Source organism: Kaistella carnis (assembly GCF_003860585.1).
In the GTDB taxonomy this organism is placed as follows: domain Bacteria; phylum Bacteroidota; class Bacteroidia; order Flavobacteriales; family Weeksellaceae; genus Kaistella; species Kaistella carnis.
Window position 1 is genome coordinate 170741 of the sequence record NZ_CP034159.1, and the last position, 22059, is coordinate 192799.

General features: G+C 35.7%; 19 protein-coding genes. 12 read left to right on the forward strand and 7 right to left on the reverse strand.

The genetic code is table 11. The features are described from left to right. Nucleotides 1–1044, forward strand: coding sequence for a hypothetical protein (locus EIB73_RS00700; protein WP_125021669.1), 1044 nt, complete (start codon nucleotides 1–3; stop codon nucleotides 1042–1044). A gap of 5 nt (nucleotides 1045–1049) precedes the next feature. On the opposite strand, the gene EIB73_RS00705 is transcribed toward EIB73_RS00700, so the two are convergent. Next, on the reverse strand, nucleotides 1050–2528 hold the full coding sequence (locus EIB73_RS00705) for a lipopolysaccharide biosynthesis protein (protein WP_125021671.1): 1479 nt from the start codon (nucleotides 2526–2528) through the stop codon (nucleotides 1050–1052). A gap of 290 nt (nucleotides 2529–2818) precedes the next feature. On the opposite strand from EIB73_RS00705, the gene EIB73_RS00710 reads away from it, so the two are divergent. Then, nucleotides 2819–4456 (forward strand): alpha-amylase family glycosyl hydrolase, encoded by a 1638-nt coding sequence (locus tag EIB73_RS00710; protein WP_125021673.1) that lies wholly within the window; start codon nucleotides 2819–2821, stop codon nucleotides 4454–4456. A gap of 77 nt (nucleotides 4457–4533) precedes the next feature. Here EIB73_RS00710 and EIB73_RS00715 read toward each other — a convergent pair whose 3' ends face one another. Then, nucleotides 4534–5205, reverse strand: a complete 672-nt coding sequence (locus tag EIB73_RS00715; RefSeq protein ID WP_125021675.1) for a DUF2461 domain-containing protein — start codon at nucleotides 5203–5205, stop codon at nucleotides 4534–4536. Nucleotides 5206–5566: 361 nt separating this feature from the next. Here EIB73_RS00715 and EIB73_RS00720 point away from each other — a divergent pair, with 361 nt between their 5' ends. The 8 genes from EIB73_RS00720 to EIB73_RS00755 all read left to right on the forward strand — a co-directional run bounded on the left by EIB73_RS00720 (nucleotide 5567) and on the right by EIB73_RS00755 (nucleotide 15195). Next, on the forward strand, nucleotides 5567–7342 hold the full coding sequence (locus EIB73_RS00720) for a DEAD/DEAH box helicase (RefSeq protein WP_125021676.1): 1776 nt from the start codon (nucleotides 5567–5569) through the stop codon (nucleotides 7340–7342). A 109-nt stretch (nucleotides 7343–7451) separates the two neighbouring features. Further along, complete coding sequence (locus EIB73_RS00725) at nucleotides 7452–8999, forward strand: IS1182 family transposase (protein ID WP_125026038.1); 1548 nt, start codon at nucleotides 7452–7454, stop codon at nucleotides 8997–8999. 217 nt (nucleotides 9000–9216) lie between these two features. Next, on the forward strand, nucleotides 9217–9855 hold the full coding sequence (locus EIB73_RS00730) for a DUF47 domain-containing protein (protein ID WP_125021678.1): 639 nt from the start codon (nucleotides 9217–9219) through the stop codon (nucleotides 9853–9855). Nucleotides 9856–9885: 30 nt separating this feature from the next. Then, nucleotides 9886–11028, forward strand: coding sequence for an inorganic phosphate transporter (locus tag EIB73_RS00735; protein ID WP_125021680.1), 1143 nt, complete (start codon nucleotides 9886–9888; stop codon nucleotides 11026–11028). A gap of 111 nt (nucleotides 11029–11139) precedes the next feature. Further along, nucleotides 11140–12111 carry a polyprenyl synthetase family protein gene (locus EIB73_RS00740; RefSeq protein WP_125021682.1) on the forward strand — a complete coding sequence of 324 codons (972 nt, stop codon included), beginning with the start codon at nucleotides 11140–11142 and terminating at the stop codon, nucleotides 12109–12111. Between the two features lie 68 nt (nucleotides 12112–12179). Then, nucleotides 12180–13130 (forward strand): GSCFA domain-containing protein, encoded by a 951-nt coding sequence (locus tag EIB73_RS00745; RefSeq protein WP_125021684.1) that lies wholly within the window; start codon nucleotides 12180–12182, stop codon nucleotides 13128–13130. A gap of 169 nt (nucleotides 13131–13299) precedes the next feature. Beyond that, nucleotides 13300–14064: a TatD family hydrolase gene (locus EIB73_RS00750; protein ID WP_125021686.1), complete on the forward strand. Its 765-nt coding sequence runs from the start codon at nucleotides 13300–13302 to the stop codon at nucleotides 14062–14064. A 9-nt stretch (nucleotides 14065–14073) separates the two neighbouring features. Then, entirely contained in the window at nucleotides 14074–15195 is a 1122-nt protein-coding gene (locus EIB73_RS00755) for a 1-acyl-sn-glycerol-3-phosphate acyltransferase (RefSeq protein ID WP_125021688.1), read from the forward strand. A gap of 64 nt (nucleotides 15196–15259) precedes the next feature. Here EIB73_RS00755 and EIB73_RS00760 read toward each other — a convergent pair whose 3' ends face one another. The 5 genes from EIB73_RS00760 to hpt form a co-directional block, all read right to left on the reverse strand. Further along, complete coding sequence (locus tag EIB73_RS00760; protein ID WP_125021690.1) at nucleotides 15260–16516, reverse strand: DEAD/DEAH box helicase; 1257 nt, start codon at nucleotides 16514–16516, stop codon at nucleotides 15260–15262. 208 nt (nucleotides 16517–16724) lie between these two features. Then, on the reverse strand, nucleotides 16725–17072 hold the full coding sequence (locus tag EIB73_RS00765; protein ID WP_262706707.1) for a DUF6438 domain-containing protein: 348 nt from the start codon (nucleotides 17070–17072) through the stop codon (nucleotides 16725–16727). Between the two features lie 220 nt (nucleotides 17073–17292). After that, nucleotides 17293–18276: a GTPase ObgE gene (gene obgE, locus EIB73_RS00770; RefSeq protein ID WP_125021693.1), complete on the reverse strand. Its 984-nt coding sequence runs from the start codon at nucleotides 18274–18276 to the stop codon at nucleotides 17293–17295. Nucleotides 18277–18362: 86 nt separating this feature from the next. After that, nucleotides 18363–18941, reverse strand: coding sequence for an adenylate kinase (locus EIB73_RS00775; RefSeq protein ID WP_125021695.1), 579 nt, complete (start codon nucleotides 18939–18941; stop codon nucleotides 18363–18365). A 16-nt stretch (nucleotides 18942–18957) separates the two neighbouring features. Next, nucleotides 18958–19515 (reverse strand): hypoxanthine phosphoribosyltransferase, encoded by a 558-nt coding sequence (gene hpt / locus EIB73_RS00780; protein ID WP_125021697.1) that lies wholly within the window; start codon nucleotides 19513–19515, stop codon nucleotides 18958–18960. A 152-nt stretch (nucleotides 19516–19667) separates the two neighbouring features. Between hpt and EIB73_RS00785 the strand changes: the two genes are divergently transcribed. Continuing rightward, nucleotides 19668–20954 carry an adenylosuccinate synthase gene (locus EIB73_RS00785; RefSeq protein ID WP_125021699.1) on the forward strand — a complete coding sequence of 429 codons (1287 nt, stop codon included), beginning with the start codon at nucleotides 19668–19670 and terminating at the stop codon, nucleotides 20952–20954. Nucleotides 20955–21173: 219 nt separating this feature from the next. After that, a complete protein-coding gene (locus tag EIB73_RS00790) occupies nucleotides 21174–21992 on the forward strand; it encodes an energy transducer TonB (protein ID WP_125021701.1) in 819 nt (272 codons plus the stop codon). The last annotated feature ends 67 nt before the right edge of the window (nucleotides 21993–22059 follow it).

Sequence of the window (22059 nt, forward strand, 5' to 3'; positions counted from 1 at the left end):
TTGAAAAAAATCGCTTACATAGAACTTGATACTCATGCAGAAATTGCAGGAAATTTCATGGAGTTAATGCGCGGTTCCAAAGCGTTTGAGGTCGACTATTATTTTTCAGAACGGATTATTAAGCAAATCGGCCAACATCATCCTAACATTCATTTAAGTGAAAGTACGGAGCTGTTAAACCAATTAAATGAGAAGAAATATGATTTGATTATCATAGGAACGGTGCATCGGTATTTTAATTTATTTAATGAAATTGCTGAGAAATTTAATACATCTGTCATTGTTCATAATTTAAATTTTACCAAGATTTCAAGGTTTCAACTCTTTAAAAATATCTTTAAAAAAGATTTTAAATACCGATTGAAATTATGGTTAAAAGAAGATTTACTTTCTGCTCCTGAAGTTTTTGAAAGGGCAAAAAACCTTCTAATTCTTGATGAATCTTTAGCAAAAAAGCCCATAAAATATCTTCCTCTTTTTTATTTTGAAGAATTTGAAACTTCACAGAAAGCGCAGGTAAATATTATAATTCCCGGAGCTGTAGATCAAAAGCGTCGGGATTATAAAGGGGTTTTGAAAAAGTTAAAATTATTTAAAAGCACATACAAATTTGTTATTTATTTTCTAGGAAAAGCGGAGGGCAAAGAACTTCAATGGTTGAAAAAGTTTGAGAAAAGAAAACCATCAAATCTTAAACTTCATTATTTTACACAAAAAGTTCCGCAAAAAAAGTTCGATGAAATCATGCATACCGCCGATTTGTTGTGGTGTCCGATTCAGCGAGAAACCTCTTTTTTCAGCAATAAGGAAATTTATGGTAAAACAAAGATGTCCGGCAATATTGGTGATGCCATTAAATATGGAAAAAAGGCCATCTTTCCGAAAGGTTTTACTTCAGATTATCCTTTTTTAATTCCAGAAGCTGATGATGTTGAACAGCAAATCCTAGAAAATTGCAAGGGTGTGGATTATGATTTTACAGCGAAATTTAATCGACAAAAAATTGCAGCGGAACTTGAGAAAACTTTGAAATCCCTTTTCTAAATTCTTTAAAATTTAAATAAACTTTTAAAGAATTTTTTGTTCAGATAATCTTCCAGTGGAAATATTTTCATCACTTGATTTGCTCCAAAAATAACGATCAATACAAACGCAGGTTTGTAAAGTAGATTAATCCAGCTACTTTTTGCTGCCGGAAACATAATGGCTAAATTAATCGCCAACGTACAGATGATCAGGACATACATCATTTCTATGGTGAGCGGGAATACTTTAAACTTCCAGTAATTAAAATAAATTTTAATTAAGTTAAATAAGGTAAGAGAAATTGCCGTCGCCATTGCGATACCAATAATTCCAAACTGTGTTTTTGTTAAAAATAAGTAATTGAGGGAAATTGTGGTTATCGCCAAAAAGAGCATGACCACAATGTTGAAGCGGTAATATTTAGAGAGCGAAATAATATGTCCATTAAATCCAGTAGCCAGATCAAAAAGCATCGCAATTCCTAAAATCCATACAACAGGTTCCGCCTGTCGAAGCTGATCTCCGTTTTTAATAAAATTGGTGAGATAAGGAAATCCAACCAAAACGCACGAAAATAAAACAGCACCCAGGAAAAATAAAGTAAGCGATGTTTTCTTGTGAAAACGGTCTAATTCCTCAAAGTCACCTTCAGCAATGGTTTTATTAATGATTGGTGCAGAAATATTAAATAATCCCATTTGCGGAATTAAAATAAAAGAAAGAATCGACAAGATGATACTGTAAACCCCATTATCCTCAAAATTCAGGAATTCTCCGATCATAAAATTATCAACTCTGAAAGCGATATAATTCCCAATATTTCCTAGAAAGCCGTAAAAGCTATAGTTTAGAATCTCCTTCCAAAGATTATCTTTCTTTATATAATCGGTACTGAAATCGGGTGTAATTTTTTCCAGTTTATTGGCATAGAAAAAATATCCGATCAGCGACAGGAGAAACATACCTAAGAAAAAGCCGTATGATCCTTTTTCAGAAACTCCCAAAAAGAAAAATAAAGTAAAAGCCCCTAAATTTGCGATTTTTGGGAACAGATTTTCAAAAATATTAGGAACAACGATCCGCTTGTAATTGGTAATATACTTATTGAATACAGCAGCCAGCGCCATAACCAGAATAAGAGGAAGAATTAAAAGTTTCATTTTCCACAACTGTAAACTTTGGAATTGCGGAAATAAGAGGAAAAAACCGAAAAATAAAATAGAAAAAATGACAAAATTCAGTAAGATTCCGGCTAAAGAAAGGGAGAGCAAGTTCTGATGTTTTCCGTCTTTTTGAGTCTTATGAAAAAATTTCACGTTTGAGAAAGAAAGTCCGAAAACTACGATGGGCAAAAGCATTTCTGCTGTTGGCATAATATAGCGTAACTTCCCATAGAATTCCATATCGTACGGGAAAATAAAAATAGCCGAAATGGTTCCGAGTAAAAAACCGAAATATCCGATTAAGGAATATTTAAAACCTTGTCGTGCAACTACACTCATTTTGTAAGGTTTTTACAGGTTTTTTGGAAAGCTTTGAAAATGAAATTTCGCACCATATTTTCTAATGATATCAAAGGATTGGTAAAATAAGTTTGTGAGTAAATTTCTATATCATAAGGACTTTATCAAATTGAAGAAAGCAAAGATAGTAAAATATGTTAAATAAATGTTAAAATAGGCTTGTTGCGTTAAAAGATTTTAACGTATCGCTCTTTTGTTTTACTTTTAAAGTTTTATGTAAAAATCCCCCAAAAGTTATTTTTAAATCTAAAATTTCTTGCCACATTGTTATGAAAAAACTCTTTATTCTTCTCGGTTTTAGTATTCTTACTTCATGCATTTCGATTAAGCACTCAGAGCAAAAGCCCTTTTTATGGGAAGGCGCCAATGTTTATTTTCTGTTGACGGACCGCTTTAAAAATGGAGATTCTTCCAACGATGTTAACTTTAACAGAACAGAAAAAGCTGCCGTTCTGCGTGGTTTTGAAGGCGGAGATTTAAGAGGAGTCATTCAAAAAATTGATGAAAATTATTTCTCAGATTTAGGAATTAATGCGATCTGGATGACGCCGTTGGTTGAACAAATTCATGGCGTAACCAATGAGGGCACAGGAAAAACGTATGGTTTTCATGGCTATTGGGCTAAAGACTGGACGGAACTCGACCCCAATTTTGGGACGAAAGACGATCTTAAAGAACTGGTTGAAAAAGCACATAAGAAAGGCATTCGAATTGTGCTGGATGCCGTAATTAATCACACGGGTCCGGTGACGAATATCGATGCTGCTTATCCAAATTCATGGGTGAGAACGGAGCCAACATGTACGTATGATAATTACAAAAATACAACGGAATGTACTTTGGTAGCTAACCTTCCCGATATTTTAACGGAGTCGAATGAACCCGTGGAACTTCCTCCACTATTGGTTGAAAAATGGAAAAAAGAAGGAAAGTACGAAGCCGAAATGAAGTCTTTGGATGCTTTTTTTGCCAGAACTGGTTTTCCCAGAGCACCGAAATATTACATTATGAAATGGCTCGCTGATTACGTTCAAAATTACGGGATCGACGGTTATCGGATAGATACTGTAAAACATACGAACGAAGATGTTTGGAAAGATTTTCAAAAGGTGTGTCAGGAATCCTTTGATATTTATAAAAGAAATAATCCGTCGAAAGTGCTCGACAATAATTTATTTTTTACCGTCGGCGAAGTTTATGGTTACGGAATTTCTCAAAAGCAGGATTATGATTTCGGTGATAAAAAAGTGAATTATTATGAGAATGGATTTAAATCCCTTATCAATTTTGATTTTAAAGGTGATGCCAATAAGTCCTATGAAGAATTGTTTTCAAACTATTCTCAATTATTGCATTCTAATTTAAATGGCAAAACGGTGATGAATTATTTGACTTCACATGATGACGGCTCTCCGTTTGACAAAGAACGTAAAAGAACGTTCGAAGCTGGAACAAAACTATTATTGGCGCCTGGTATTTCCCAGGTTTATTATGGTGATGAGACCGCAAGAACGTTAACCGTTGCCGGTGCAGAAGGAGATGCGAATCTCCGGTCAAATATGAATTGGGAGGATTTGTCAAATAACGTCGCCACTCAAAAATTGGTGAAGCACTATCAAAAACTGGGGCAATTCAGAGCGAATCATCCGGCTGTAGGAGCGGGTGTTCATAAAAAATTGTCTTATACACCCTATTATTTCTCGAGGATTTTAACCAATGGAAAGTTTACAGATAAAGTGATTATCGGTCTTGATTTAGAAGGAAAACTGAAAGAATTTAATGTGAATGGAGTTTTTAAAGAAGGTGAGCAAGTTCGGGATTTCTATTCCAAAGCTTCAATGCCTGTAATTAATGGTAAAGTTTCTTTTTACTCCGTTTATTCAACTGTTTTGTTGGAAAAATATTGATTTTTTGATCATGTATCACTTTTAAAGCACAGGAATATATTCTTGAACTTTGGGGATTTTCCTATAAATATCAGAATTTACAAGTCTTGAAAAGGGAGTTCCAGAAAATCGTTCAATGGTTTAATGCTCTCTAATATCTTTGCGAAATTTTTCGCGGCATTTTTATCTAAAAGTTCCTCATCTGAAATAGGATGACTAACGGTAAAACTTTTTAATTTAAGATATTCCGCCATTGGGTGATCTTTTTCAAAACCGGTCGGAACTCTTTGTAATTTGTGTTCAACACTTAAACCTCTAAAATTATTTCGGAAATTCTTATGATTTAAAATCTTCCGGAAATCTTCACCGCTTGCCGCGATTTCTTTTCTTATTTCCTTCAATACAGAAGGTTTAGGCGTGTAAACTCCACCCGCTAAAAAGGATTGTCCGGGTTCAATATGCAAATAATATCCGGAAATTTTATTGCCTTTTCCCATACCCAAACTGGCGCCGAAATGTGTTTTATAAGGAATTTTATTTTTCGAAAAACGAATGTCCCGATAGATTCTAAAGACGGCTTTCTTCGGATCAATTTTTAAAATCTCCTCGTCAAACGTAGCGATCTCCTGAATTAAACTTTCTACGAATGATTCTACATCTTCCTTAGCTTTCAAGTAAAGGTTTTTATTTTCATTGAACCACTCGCGGTTGTTATTTTTTTCTAAAGTTTTCAGAAATTGAAGGGTAGAAGCAGAAATATTGTTTTTCATTACGTTTTAATTAAACTCAAATTTAATCAAATTTAATTTTAAATAAATATTCGTCACTAGTTAACCGTGTCAAGGTTCTAAACCTTGACACGATTTTTTAAAAGTAGTTTTCCCAATTACTCAAAAAGTTTGGCGAGCTTTTTAAAAGCTTTACTTCTTTTAATAATGGTATTTAACAACTCAAATTGAATATTTCAGTTGCAGTCCACTTTATTTTAATTATAAAAAACTGCTGGTATCACTGTTTTAATCGCCCCTTTAACACGATTGTTCATTATTAACAATAATTTAATAAACCACCGATATAATTATCATAAATAAAATGCGTATCTTTGCACCCAATTTATAGACGATCTTTTACATGAATTTATTTACGGAGACCAATCTAAGTCCTGAAGTTTTGAAGGCAATTGGCGAAATGGGCTTTGTGAGCCCAACAGAAATCCAAAAACAGACTATTCCTTTTATCTCTACAGATACTCGCGATCTAATCGCACTTGCGCAGACGGGAACAGGCAAAACAGCAGCGTTTACGCTTCCGATTTTGGATATGATTGACGACGGGAGTCGCAAAATCCAATTATTGGTGCTTTGTCCAACCAGAGAACTTTGTTTGCAAATTACCAAAGACATTACTAATTATTCGAAATACTTAAAAAACATCAAAACTACAGCGGTTTATGGTGGTAGCAGTATTACTGATCAAATCAGATCTTTACGTGAGAAACCACAAATTATTGTAGGAACTCCAGGGAGAGTTATTGACTTGATCAACAGAAAAGCCCTTGATTTCTCAGAAATCCAATGGTTAATTCTTGATGAAGCTGATGAAATGTTATCAATGGGTTTCAAAGAAGATTTGGCAACAATTCTACGGGAAACTCCTGATACAAAACAAACTCTTTTATTCTCGGCAACGATGAACAGAGAGGTTGAACGTATTTCTAAAAACTATTTAACGAATCCACACAGAATTTCTGTTGGATCGATTAATGAAGTTAAGAAAAATATCAAACACGAATATTACGTGGTTGGTTACAGAAACAAAAAAGAAGCTTTGAAGAGATTGATCGATGCAAATCCAAATCAATATTCAATTCTTTTCTGTCGAACGCGTATGGAAACTCAGGAAGTCGCAGACTTTTTGATGCAAAACGGGTATGCTGCAGATGCACTTCACGGTGATTTATCGCAGGCACAACGTGATACGGTAATGAAAAAATTCCGTTTGAAAAACATTGATATCTTAGTTGCGACTGATGTTGCGGCAAGAGGTTTAGATGTTGATTCATTAACCCACGTTATTCACTTCTCTTTACCGGATGATCCTGAAGTTTTTGTTCACCGTAGTGGTAGAACAGGACGTGCAGGAAAAGATGGAATTTCGATTTCTTTAATTAAACCTGAAGAATCAAGAAAACTGAAACAAATTAAATCAGTTACTAAAATTGATATTGTTGAGAAGAAAATCCCGACCGGTAAAACAATTATCGAAGCTCAGGTTGCTGGCGTTTTCGAGAAGTTATTTACGGAGCACGAAAATCTTGTTGAATTTGACAATGATTTGATTCCGGATTTATCTGCCTTTACTAAAGAAGAGTTGGTTCATCAAATGTTGCAGTTACAACTGAGAGAAATGGCGCTTTATTATAAAGATAAAGACGATTTAGTTGATCAGAAATTCAACAGCGACGATAGAGGAGGAGACCGAGGTAGAGATCGTGGCAGAGACCGTGATGGAAGAGGTAGAGACCGCGATAGAGGCGACCGAAGAGAAGGTGGAAACAGAGACAATGGCAACCGCTTCAGAGAAAGTGGAAGTCGTGATTTTGGTAGAGATCGTGACGGTGGAAACAGAGGTGAATCCAGAGACAGAAAACCAAGAAAAAACAGTGAAGACATGGTTCGCTTTTTCTTTAACTTAGGAAAAAGAGACAATTTGAAAAAAATTGACATGTTAGAAATCATCAATAAATCAACGGAGAAGTCAAGAAAACGTCCGGATATCGGAAATATCGAGATTTTGGAAAAATTCTCTTTCTTTGAAGTAGAAAAAGGTTTTAAAGATGAAGTTCTGAAAGGATTACAAACTCAGAAATTCAAAGGAAAAGATATGAGAGCAGAAGAATCTAACTAATTCTTTTATCACTTCTTTTACATATGAAGCCGTCTCAATACTGAGGCGGTTTTTTCTGTGTTTAACATTTGTCAGTTTTAAAGGGTTTTACTATCTTTAAGTATTGATAATCAATTATATGAGTATTAAATTTAAAGATTATAACCAGCAACAAAATTGGTTATTCCCACCATCAATCGAGGAATTGATTCCAGAAAATCATCCCGTTCGGGTCGTTAATGGAATTATTGAACAACTGGATTTACGATTGCTCATTGAAGAGTATAGTAAAGATGGCAAACCGAGCTTTCATCCCAAGATGATGCTTAAGGTGATGGTTTACGCTTATATGGATAATACGTATTCCAGCAGGAAGATTGAAAAAGCGATGCGTGAGAATATTAATTTTATGTGGTTGTCCGCTCAACAGGTCGCAGACCATAACACCATCGCACGTTTTCGGAGCAAGAAACTCAAGACTATTTTCAAAGACATTTTCAAACAGGTCGTCCTGTTATTAGCAGAGGAAGGACTCGTTAGCTTGAAAGAAGTTTTTACCGATGGAACTAAGATAGAGTCTATTGCCGGGAGATATACCTTCGTTTGGGGCAATGCCATTAAAACCAGAAAAGAGAAGATGGCAGAACAACTTGAACAAATGTGGAACTATGCCCAAAGCATTGCTGAGGAAGAAGACAGCGATCCTACACCACCGGAGTTTAAAACCATCGATAGAGATAAAATAGAGAAGACCGCCAAGAAAATAGAAGAGATCATCAGCAAAAACCCGCAGGCATCCACCAAAGCAAAGGCAAAATTAAGATACATTCAAAAGAATTTTTCTCAGAACCTGGATAAGTACGAGGAGCAGGAAAAACTTTTGGACGGACGTGGCAGTTATAGTAAGACCGATCCCGATGCCACATTTATGCGCATGAAAGATGATCATATGCAGAATGGGCAACTTAAACCCGCCTACAACGTGCAGGTAAGTTCGCAGTCCCAGTTTGTTATTCATTATACTTTACACCAAACCACCAATGATTTAAATACGCTTCAACCACACCTCAATACTTTTGAAGAACTTTATCAGTTTTTGCCGGAAGAACTTACTGCTGATGCTGGTTACGGCAGTGAAGAAAATTATGATTTTCTGGAAGAGAAAAATATAGAAACCTTCGTAAAATACAACACCTTCGATAAGGAACAGGGTATTTTAAAATCGAAAAGAAAGAAAATCAACGAAGACTTTCACCGCGATAAACTTTATTATAACGAAGAGAAAGATCAGTATATCTGTCCGATGGGGCAACCGATGAATAAAATCACCAACCGAAATCGAAAAACCAAAAGCGGTTATGCTCAGACAAGTTCACTGTACCAGGCTCAAAACTGCAACGGTTGTCCGCTGCGAGGGGCTTGCCATAAAGCCCAGGGAAACAGAATAATAGAACGCAACCAAAATTTAGAACGGCATAAGGAGAGAGTTCGGGAAAACCTCTTGAGTGAAATCGGTGAAATAAAACGCAAACAACGCACGGCGGATGTAGAACCCGTCTTTGCACATATCAAATCCAATCGGAACTTCAAGCGTTTTACACACACTGGAATAGAAAAAGTGGAATTAGAGTTCGGATTACACGCTTTAGCACACAATCTAAGAAAAAAGAGTGCTTAAGTAAGAGCACCTTTTTATCCTAATGTGCAAAAATCACAAATAATCAAAATTTAACGCTTTACAAAAGAAAATAAAAAAACCGCCTCAAATTTTATTTTGAGACGGCTTCTTCGTTGTTAGGAAGTATTTGGCCAATGTTAATAAAACTTAATATAAAAACGAGAAACCTATCACTCTTTTTCGGAAATTTGCACCACTAATCTCTAAATGAATAATAATGGGAATCGGAAATATTTTTAAAATGTTCCAGCCGAAAGACAAAGTGTTTTTTGTACTGTTTGAAAAAGTTGCAGAAGAACTTGTAGCGATGTCAAAAGAATTTCACGAAAGTTTGTTGGACTTCGACATCAATGATGATACAATGCTGCAGCACATGAGTGATTACGAACATCGGATGGATGATTTAACTCACGAAATCTTTGTTCAGCTCGGGGAAAATTTCATCACACCATTTGATAGAGAAGACATCAGTCATTTAGCCAGCGGTTTAGATGATATTGCTGATTTTATGTATGCTTCTGCTAAATACATCTATTTATACAAAGCACCACTTGATCCTGCTTATACTGAATTTACATTGTTGATTTATAAGTCTTGTCTTGAAGTTCAATCAGCTCTTAAGAACCTGAACGACTTTAAAGATCCTAAGGCAGTTAAAGAATCTTGCATTAAAATCAACTCTTTTGAAAATATTGCTGATGATGTTTTAAGTCAGGCGATCGTTAAATTATTTGATACAAATGATGCGCTTTTGATCATCAAAGTAAAATCAGTTTTGGAATATCTTGAGACGGTAACCGACAAAGCAGAAGATGTTGCAAACACCATCGACAGTATTTTGATTAAATACGCTTAATCTATTCCTTAATTTATTATAAACAACAGAATGGATTTACCAATTCTACTTGTCATCATCATTGTATTAGCCTTAGTATTTGACTATATCAATGGTTTCCACGATGCCGCCAACTCAATTGCGACCATCGTTTCCACTAAGGTTTTAACTCCTTTTCAGGCAGTTCTTTGGGCTGCAGTCTGGAATTTCGCAGCATTTTTCTTAGCTGCTTATGTAATCGGAGAATTTAAAATCGGTAATACCATTGCCAAATCGGTCAATACTGATTTCATCAATCTTGAAGTTATATTTGCCGGATTAGTCGCCGCAATCGCCTGGAATTTATTAACCTGGTGGTTTGGGATTCCGTCTTCTTCTTCCCACACCTTAATTGGAGGTTTCTTAGGTGCTGCGTTAATGCATGCCTTGGTGACTGATTATCATGTGATTGCTTTGGCTCAACCGGACCTGGCTACTTTTGATAAACTGATTCTGGCCTTTAAGCAACTCTTTACGCAGAATGTAGTCAGGTATGATAAAGTGATTCCGATCTTTTTATTCATTTTCCTGGCACCTTTAATTGGTTCTGCGATTTCAATATTGATCACTTTATTTATTGTTAATGTATCGAAAAGATCAAGTCCAAGAAAAGCAGATAATGTCTTCAAAAAGTTGCAGTTGGCTTCTTCAGCATTATTCAGTTTAGGACACGGTACCAACGATGCGCAAAAAGTAATGGGGATAATCGGCGCAGCTGTGATCTACCATCATACGCAAACCTTGCATGATCCTGTGTATTTGGCTTTAGACAGTACGCATCAGTTTAACTACTTTGTAGAACATTATTTCTGGGTGCCTTTTACTTCATTTTTAATGATTGCTTTAGGAACCATGAGTGGAGGTTGGAAAATTGTGAAAACAATGGGAACCCGTATCACAAAAGTAACTCCACTGGAAGGTGTTGCGGCTGAAACTGCAGGAGCGATCACGCTTTTCATTTCAGAGCATTTCGGAATTCCAGTTTCTACTACACACACCATCACCGGTGCCATCATCGGGGTAGGCGTTACCAAAAGAGTTTCCGCAGTACGCTGGGGAATCACGGTAAGTTTATTGTGGGCCTGGATTTTAACCATTCCAATTTCAGCAATGGTTGCAGGACTTTCATATTTAATCGTGGTCTTTGTAAGATAAACAACATTCCTTTATATAAAAGCCATCTCAGGAGAGATGGCTTTTTTTTTGTTCTCATTTTAGTCGTTAGATAATTATTATAAATCGTATTTTTGCACAAACAAGAAATTTATGCAGTTTTTAGATGAATATCAAGAGATGGTTGCCACTGCAATCCAAAAATATATTTTCAAAGATAAACCGGAGGAACTCTATGGTCCTATGAATTATATTATTTCACATGGCGGGAAAAGACTTCGTCCTATGATGGTCTTAATGGCGTGTGAAATGTTTGGAGGCGATTTAAAGAAAGCAATTAAACCTGCATTGGCCATTGAGTTCTTTCATAACTTTACCTTGATTCATGATGATATTATGGACGAAGCGCCTCTTCGTCGAAATAAACCAACCATTCATACTTTACATGGCATCAATACGGGAATTCTCTCAGGTGATGCCCTTATGTTTAAAGCCATTAAGTTTTTTGAAGATTTAGAGCCGGAGCTTTATAAAGCGTGTATGCGCGTTTTTATTCACACTGGATTATTGCTTTGTGAAGGACAGCAGTACGATATTAATTTCGAAACGCAGGAAGAAGTGACCTTTAATGACTATATCAGAATGATTACCTATAAAACCGGAATTTTAAGTGCGTCATCTTTTGAAATTGGTGCTTTAATTGCCGGTGCAGATTTTAAAGATGCAAAAGCCATTTTTAATTTTGGAAAACACGTGGGAATCGCCTTCCAGATTATGGATGATTATTTAGATGTCTTTGGAAACCAGGAGCAGTTTGGGAAGAAACACGCAGGAGATATTTATGAAAATAAGAAAACTGTTCTATATCTTTTAGCCAAAGAACATGGGACAGAAGAAGAAAGAAAAGAACTCGAATTCTGGTACTCCAAAAAGACAGATAATGTGGATAAAGTGTACAGTGTAGAAAAGATTTTCCGTCGCACTAGAGTTGATGAGAAAACCTTGCACCTTATTCAGGAACACAACGCTTTGGCTCAGCAATATCTGAACAAAATCAATGTTTCCGATGAGAAGAAAAAACCGTTTATCGAACTCGCCAATTACTTGTTGCGCAGAGAAAGCTAACCCCTGTTTTTTAGGATTCAATCTGCAAATTAAATTATCACCAAATCATCCAATCGTCCAGCCTACCTATGAAATTCAGAACGGAAGTAGAAATACCAAATTCCAGTAAAAAAATTGAAGTTGAAGATCAAATCTTTTCAATCGGTTCCTGTTTTGCGACGGAGATGACAGATCTTCTTCAGAGTGGACAATTACAAACATTCAACAATCCTTTTGGGACTTTGTTTAATCCTTATTCCGTTAATCAAGCGGTTAAAAAATTGCACAATGCAGATTTTTACACAGAGGGAGATTTGATCAGTTTTAATGAAGAAGTGATCTCTCTGGATCATCATACTTCCTTTAATTCTCGGTTTCTGCATCAGACTTTAGACCGAATTAATTCTCAAATCGAGTTGGGAAACCAATTTCTGCAGAATACAAAATGGATTTTGATCACCTACGGAAGTTCCTATATCTATGAATTTCTGCCGAAGAAAAAACTCGTTGCAAATTGTCACAAAATACCTGCAAAATATTTTGAAAAACGCTTGTTAACTCATCTGGAAATCACAGATTCTATCTATGAAACGATTGTCAATTTGCAGGATATTGCCACAGATGATGTTCAGATTTTATTCACCGTTTCGCCCGTTCGTCATACAAAAGATGGAATGGTAGAAAACACGCTGAGCAAATCAAAAATAATTACGGCGTTGCACGAGATTTTACCCCAATTTGAAAACTGCCACTATTTACCGGCTTATGAAATTTTAATGGACGATCTGCGGGATTATCGATTTTATAAAGAAGATTTAATTCACCCCAATAAACAGGCGATTTTGTACATCTGGGAAAAGTTCGGAAACGCTTATTTCTCTGATAATACTATGGATTTCATAGAGGAGAATTTGAAAATTGCAAAATCTTTGGATCATAAAACAGTAGATGAAAAGAATCCAAAATATCAAGAATTTCTAGAGAAATTGAAAGCACGGATCTCAGTTCAGCAAGCCAAAGTGAAGCATAAAATATTTTAAAATAATTTGGGCAGACAATTCCGCCTTCCGTTCCCGCTATTTTTTTGCCGGTGCATTGGCCAACGCAAAAAATGAGCTCCACTCAAGTCGGGCTGCAATTTAGTTTTATCTGGAAAGATATGTTATAAAAGGTAAGATCTCCAGTATTTACAATTAATTATCAAGAAATATGATCGATACGCATACTCATTTATACTCCGAAGAATTCGACGAAGACCGAAAAGAAATGATCGAAAGAGCGATCAGTAAAGGTGTTTCTAAATTTTATCTTCCAGCCATTAATTCTGAAACGCACGAAAAGATGCTCGCATTAGAAAGTGAATATCCGAATCAGATTTTCTCTATGATGGGACTTCATCCATGTTATGTAAAACCTGAATCCTGGGAACAGGAACTGAAATTGGTTGATAATTATTTAAACCAAAGACCATTCGCCGCCATCGGTGAAATCGGAATTGATTTATATTGGGATAAAACTACTTTAGATATTCAGGTAAAAGCGTTCGAACAGCAAATCGACTGGGCAATTGAAAGGGATATGCCCATTGTGATTCACACCAGAGAAAGTTTCGATGAAACATTTGAAGTTTTAGAAAGAAAAAAACATCCTAAATTACGGGGGATCTTTCACTGTTTTTCCGGGAATTTAGAGCAGGCAAAACGAGCAATTGATCTTCAGTTTATTCTGGGAATCGGTGGAGTAGTCACCTTTAAAAATGGAAAGATCGATCAGTTCTTAAACGAAATTCCGTTAGATAAAATCGTCTTAGAAACCGACTCTCCTTATTTAGCACCTGTTCCACACCGCGGAAAAAGAAACGAAAGTTCTTATCTGGATCTGGTCGTGGGAAAACTCGTGAATATCTATAATAAAGACTTTTCCGAGATCGACCGAATTACGACAGATAACGCAAATCGGATTTTTAATAGGTAAAGAAAGATCATGAAAGAGAAATTCGACAGCATAAGATTTTATCATCCTGAAGAAGTGAATCCTGCGATACGCTTTATAATGCGCCATCCTATGATGAAACTTCTCCTGAATTATAGTCTTCCCAATATTTCAGATGAAAAAATACAGCAAATTGTTGGCGATATCAATTCGATCGAAGATTTTCAGAACGTCATTATTTACCCAAGTATCAAGAACGTTTTGAAAGAAAGTTCTGACGGATTTACTATTTCCGGAGCAGAAAATTTGAATAAAAAGGATTCATATCTTTTTATATCCAATCACCGGGATATTCTTTTAGACACCTGTTTGTTAAATTTTGCTTTGTTAGAGAAAGGTTTAAACCTTACAGCATCGGCCATTGGAGATAATTTGGTGGAAAGAGATTTGTATCTTATTTTGGCAAAACTAAACCGGAATTTTTTTGTAAAACGGAGTGCGGGGCCACGGGAACTTTTGGAAAACAGCAAACTTTTATCTGAATATATTTTCCAATTATTAACCAATGAAAATCGGTCGGTTTGGATTGCGCAGCGGGAAGGTCGTGCTAAAGACGGTAATGATTTCACTCAAGCTGGCGTTTTGAAAATGATTTCTATGTTTGATGCGCAAAGTAAACCTTGTCAATATTTTAAAAAACTAAAAGTAGTTCCTGTTTCTATTTCTTATGAGTTAGACCCGACAGACAAATTAAAAGTTGAAAAAATGTGTGCAGATGATCAGAATCAAGAAAAGCACAAAAACGAAGATTTTCTCAATATTATGACGGGAATTTCTGGCCAGAAGAAAAGAATTCACCTACATTTTGGCAAGATAGAAGATGAGATTTATACGGATATTGAAAACTCGGTTTCAAATTCTAATAAACAAATAAAGGAGTTAGCAGAGGTTTTAACCAAAAAAATTGTAGAGGGTTATAAACTTTGGCCAAGTAATTATATTGCTGCAGATTTACTTAAAAACACCACAATATATTCGAAATATTATACTGAAAAGGAAAAGCAATTCTTTATCAAACGAATGAATTTAAGCATTGTTAAAGATAACAGTTGTATGAATCAAGCGCTTTTGGAAATGTATGCAAATCCCGTTTTTAACAAACAAAATCTATAAAAAATGCCACGAATTCACGAATGATTAATTCGCGAGTTCGTGGCAAATGTTTTTTGGCAACAACCTATTTCCCTCTCGAAAAATTACTCTTATTGTTAGGCTTCTTACTATGACTGTTGCTTGCATTCCCTTGGCCTTGCGGTCTTGGTCTGAAAGGTTTGTTATTAGAATCTCTTTTCTCAGCTACTAAATTATCTGTATGGAAAGGATGATCTCTTTCAACCGGAATTTTCTTACCGATCAATTTCTCTGTATTCTTCAGATTCAATAAATCTAAACCATCAACGAAAGAGATTGAACTTCCTTCTGCGCCAGCTCTTCCTGTTCTACCAATACGGTGAACGTAAGTTTCAGACACATCAGACAATTCGAAATTCACGACGTATTTCAGTTCGTCAATATCAATTCCTCTAGCTGCAATATCAGTTGCAACCAAGATTCTGGTTTTCCCGGATTTAAAGTTGGAAAGTGCATTCTGTCTTGCATTCTGAGACTTATTTCCGTGAATGGCTTCGGCAGAAATTTTATGACTCTGTAATTTTCGTGCAATTTTATCAGCACCATGTTTTGTACGGGAAAATACCAATACAGATTCTTTGATGTCTTTTTGTAAAATATGCGTCAAAAGATCAAGTTTATCGTTTTTATCTACAAAATAAACTTTTTGCTGAATGGTGTCTGCAGTTGCAGAAACCGGTGCTACTTCAATTTTTACAGGATTTGTAAGCATTGAATTTGCCAGTTTGTTAATTTCTTCCGGGAATGTTGCCGAGAAGAAAAGGGTTTGTCTTTTGGGTGGCAGTAATTTGATGATTCTTTTCACATCGTGTACAAATCCCATATCGAGCATTCTGTCGGCTTCATCTAAAACGAAAACTTCCAGATCTTTGAGGGAAATAATTCCTTGAGAAATAAAATCCAGCAATCTTCCCGGAGTCGCTACCAAGATATCAACACCTCTTTTTAGCGCGGTTTCTTGGGAACCTTGTTTTACACCACCGAAAACAACGAGATTTCTTAATCTTAAGTGTCTTCCGTAGGATTTAAAACTTTCATCAATCTGAATGGCCAATTCTCGTGTTGGCGTAAGAATCAAAACCTTGATGTTATTGTTTTTTTGGCTTTTAGTGGCTAAATTTTGTAAAATAGGAATCGCAAATGCTGCGGTTTTTCCTGTTCCTGTTTGTGCAGTTCCCAATAAATCTCTGCCCTGTAATATGTGCGGGATCGATTTTTCCTGAATAGGGGTTGGTTGGGTGTAACCCTCTTCCTTTAGCGCTTTTGCGATAGGATCAATTAGTTGTAGGTCGGTAAAATTCAAATGAAATGTTTTTAATTAAAATGAAACTCGTGTCATTCTTAATATCATGAAACGAAGAAAATGAAGCATAAAAACTTTTTGAGTTTTCAAATCCGCAGGGAAGCGGTTTCATCTAGAATGACTACGTCCATAAAAAATCCTTCCGCAAAGAAGGAATTTAGTTTTGCAAAGATAGTTTATTTATTTTTAGCAAATAATAACCATCTTATTATTTGATTTTTGTCCAGGTTTGATTGGTTTTTAATGCATCAAAGAACTGATAAAGCTTTTGTAATTCCGGAGTTCCGTGTTTTCCGTAATCCTCAATTTTCTTTTCTTTTCCATCTTTATAGGTGATGTTTAAATTAGATGTTGGTAAATCGCTTACGTTCCTATTTCCGTAATGATCTTTCATTTTCGACAATTTTAAATCGTTCAAAATGGAAATCAATTCATCGTATTTATCGTTACCAATTTTCCCCGTAAATGTGCCTTCATCTTCTTGTGAATCAGTGTCGCGGGAAAAATTAAATCGCTTTGCTTCAAATACTGCCGTTTGATCTGAGCTTATTGTCATTTTGTAAATTGGACAAAAGCCAAAGCAGGCACCTGCTGAATATTCAATTTTAGAATATGGTGTGTCCATCTTATTTGTTGAACATGAGAACAGGAATAAAAGTGTAAAAAGGGTAAGTAAATATTTCATAAGGTGATTTTCTTTCCATTGTTTCAAGTATTATTCCAAAAAAAAATAGGTTTGGAAAATCCAAACCTATTTCTATATAAATAATGATTAATTATCCGTGTAATTTTTTCCAGATCGCATCTTTCAATTCCATCAAACCTTCCTGCGTTACTGCGGAAAAGAAAATGGGCTGTCTGTTCTCCGGGAACTCTTTACAAACTTCCGCTTTTAATTCATCATCCAGTAAATCTGCTTTAGAGACAGAAATGATGTAATCTTTATCAACAAGTTCAGGATTATATTCTTTCAACTCATTCTCCAGGATTTTAAATTCTTGAAAATGATCTTCAGAATCCGCAGGAATTAAGAATAATAATATCGAGTTTCTTTCGATATGACGTAAAAATCGGTGTCCTAAACCTTTTCCTTCTGCCGCACCTTCGATAATTCCCGGGATATCGGCCATTACAAAAGATTTGTAATTACGGTAGTCGACGATTCCTAAGTTGGGCGTCAATGTCGTAAAGGCATAATCTGCAATCTTCGGTTTCGCAGCAGACACAGCCGCTAAAAGTGTAGATTTTCCAGCATTTGGAAATCCTACTAAACCAACATCTGCCAATAATTTTAATTCAAAAGTAATATAGCCTTCTTCACCCGGCATTCCCGGTTGTGCGTATCTTGGCGTTTGATTGGTAGAAGATTTAAAATGCTCATTTCCTTTTCCTCCTTTTCCACCGTGCATCAGGATAATTTCCTGACCGTGTTCTAAAATTTCAGCAACAACTTCTCCTTCTTCATTTTTAGCAATGGTTCCCAGGGGAACTTCAATATAAACATCTTCACCGTAAGCACCTGTTAACTGGTTTTTACTTCCGTTCTTACCGCGTTCTGCTTTTACGTGTCTGGTATATCTCAGTGGAAGCAAAGTCCACTCATGTGCATTTCCTTTTAAAATTACGTGACCACCACGGCCACCATCTCCACCATCCGGACCTCCTTTCGGAACATATTTTTCACGGTTAAGGTGAGCGGATCCTCCACCACCATGACCACTTTTACAATGGATTTTTACGTAATCTACGAAATTTGACATATTACCTTGATTGTTCAATGCTATAAAAACAACGAAGCAACCCAATAGTTAAGATTGCTTGATCGCTGCGCTTGCAATGACGATTTTTATTTTATTTTTTCTACTTCCGCAAAAAGTTTTTCTGAGATGTCTTCAATTGCACCAACTCCGTTCACTTCTACATATTTGCCCTGTTTTTTATAAAGCTCGGCAACTTCTGCAGTTTTTGCGTAATATTCTTTAATTCTATTGCTGATAATTTCTTTGTTAGAATCATCTGTCCGGCCACTGGTTTCACCTCTTTTTAATAGTCGCTCTACCAAAATTTCATCCTGCACTACCAGAGAAAGGCAAACATTAATTTCCGCGTTCAAAACCTCCTTTACAATTACTTCCAGAGCTTGCGTTTGATTCGCAGTTCTTGGGAAGCCATCGAAAATAAAGCCTTTCGCATCACATGGTTTTTTCAATTCATCCGTCAGCATGTCGATGGTTACCTGATCCGGAACGAGCTCGCCTTTGTCAATATAGGATTTTGCCAATTGACCCAAAGCAGTATCGTTTTTCATATTGTAACGAAACAGGTCGCCTGTGGAAATTTGTTTAAGATTGAATTTTTCAATTAAATTCTGTGCTTGTGTACCTTTTCCGCTTCCTGGAGGACCGAAGAGAACGATGTTTATCATGTATATCAGATTTATTTTAATGATTGATTCTTCCCTCAGACAATTGATAAAGATCCGGAAGGTTTCTTCCTAATTCATCATAATCCAGGCCGTAACCTAAGACAAATTTGTTGGGAATTTCTTTTGCAACGTAATCAATTTTGAATTCTTTTTTGTACACATCCGGCTTTAATAATAAAGATGCTACTTTTAAAGATTTTGGTCGTTGGGTATTTTTAAAATATTCAAAAAGACTTTCAATGGTGTTGCCGGTATCAATAATATCTTCCATTAAGATAATATGTCTGCCTTCCACTTCTTTTGTTAAGTCCATTTTTTTGTAGACAATTCCCGTAGATTGCAAACCACCCACATAGGAACTCATCTGAAGAAAAGCAATTTCGCAAGGACCCGGATAATGCTTAAGGAAATCAGCAAAAAACATAATTACACCGTTTAAAACTCCTATGAAAACTGGAGTTTCATCTTTATAATCCTCGTAAACTTTTAAGGCGAGATCTTTAATAAGGGTTTGAATTTCTTCGTTCTTAAGATAAGGAACGAACTCTTTATCGTGTATTTTAACTACTTCCATACGGTTTTCTAAAGTGCAAATTTACGGAAATTATTCGAAAGTGAAGTTGCCTAATTCAGACCCTATATAAAGGACGTAAATATTTTAGCCCTAAATTTTGTTCAAGATTATTATTAAAACTATTTTTGTAGAAATCTAAAAAAAAGTAAATTATGGCAACTTACGTTGTGGTTGGTCTTCAGTACGGTGACGAAGGCAAAGGGAAAATTACAGATGTACTTTCTGCAAAATCTGACTATGTAGTACGTTTCCAAGGTGGTGATAACGCGGGTCATACAGTATATGTGGGGGATGAAAAATTCGTTTTACACTTGCTTCCATCGGGAGTTTTGCAATGTAAAGGAAAGTGTATCATTGCAAACGGAGTCGTAGTAAATCCAAAAGCATTTTTGAAAGAAATCGGTCAAATCGAAGAAAAAGGAATGCGTACCGATCACGTTTTTATCAGCAGAAGAGCGCATGTCATTATGCCTTATCATATTTTGCTTGATACTTATCGGGAAGAAGAAGAAGGCGGAACCCAAATTGGAACCACTAAAAAAGGGATTGGACCTTGTTATGAAGATAAGATCGCAAGAGTTGGAATTCGCATGGTGGATTTGCTGAATCCGGAAGTATTAGCAGAAAAAATCAAGAAGAATCTTAAAACTAAAAATTCACTTTTCGAAAAGTATTTTGAGAAACCGAAATTAGACTTTGATGAAATTTATAATGAATTTCTAGCTCTGGGCGAAACATTGAAAGATCGAATTGTTGATACCGAAGTAGAATTAAATGAAGCAATTCATGACGGTAAAAATATCTTGTTTGAAGGTGCTCAGGCCGCAATGTTAGATATTGATTTCGGAACCTATCCATATGTAACTTCTTCTTCGCCAACAACGGGCGGTGTTTGTTCCGGAGCCGGAGTTCCACCAACAAGTCTGCAGAATTTGATCGGAGTGGCAAAAGCATACACAACCAGAGTTGGAAATGGTCCTTTTCCTACAGAACTAAACGACGAGATTGGAGCTGAGATGCGAAAAGTGGGTCATGAATTCGGTGCAACAACGGGAAGACCACGAAGATGTGGGTGGCTCGATTTGGTTTCGCTAAAACATGCAACCATGATCAATGGAATCAATAATTTGGTGATTACAAAACTGGATGTGCTTTCCGGGATTTCTACTTTGAAAATTGCGACGAAATATAAAACAGAAGACGGTAAAATAATCGATTACTTCACTTCATCAACTACAAAACTATACAACTATGAACCGATTTATGAGGAGTTGCAAGGTTGGACAGAAGATATCACGCATGCAAGAACCTACGATGAACTTCCGGAAAATGCTAAGAAATACATCGAGTTTATTGAGAACCATTTAGGAATTAATGTTTACCTGGTTTCTGTAGGACCGGAAAGAAGTCAAAATATTATCCGAAAAGAATTATTTTAATATTTTACAATAATTTTACGAAAATTATAAATCAAAACCACGCTGAAAAGTGTGGTTTTTATATTTTTAGGTTGAAATTATTCTTATGCTATGTTTTGAATTGTTTTAGTTTTTAATTGATAATAAATTGGTTTAGAATTTGATAATTGTTTAATAATATTTAACTAAAGCTAATAATCATTGAATTTTAAAAACAACCAATTAAAATAATTTAGTGATATGAAAAATTTACTCCAAAACAACGAATTTCAACTAGATGAAATCCTCTTCGAAAACAGAAACAAAAATTATGGTGCGTATGCATTAAGAAACAATGCAGATCATATTCTTACAAAATCGATGTTTCTGGGAATTGGTGTTTTTGCAATGATTGCAATAACTCCTTTACTCATTAACGTCTTTAAAAGTACGGAACCAATTGTTACTGTACCGGAGCCACCGCCTTTTGTAATCACAGAGGTGAATGATCCGCCAGAAGTACCACCGGTAGTTCATGTAACGCCGCCGGCACAAACGAACGTAAATACAATTGATTCACGTTTAGTGACGCCAACAAGAAATGCAAAAGTAGAAACGGTAATGCCAAAACAATCGGATTATAAAGATGCAGTAGTAGGAATAGAAAACGTGATTGGCGAACCACCAGTCATCACTTCAAATCCACCTGTTATAAATACTGTTCCTGGAAATAAAACAGAAATTGGTCCTCCTAAACCTGTTGACAACAGTCCGAAAACCCGTGTTGATATAGAAGCCAAATTTACGGGAGGAATTGACGCATTTAGAAACACAGTCGTCAATAAATTTGATACTTCTGTCATGGATGGAACTTCTGAAACGGTGAGAACTACGATAACTTTTATTGTAGAGAAAGATGGAACAATTAGTGATGTTAAAGCTTCAGGACCAAATTCTGATTTTAACCGTCAGGCTGAAAAAACAGTGAAAGCGGTGAAAGGAAAATGGATTCCGGCAAAATTAAATGGGGAGAACGTGAGAAGCTATTTTAAATTTCCCATTACCATGCAGTTTGAGTAAATAAATGTTCAATTCAGTAAATAAAGAGTTATCCACAAAATATATTGTTTTGTGGATAATTTTTTTT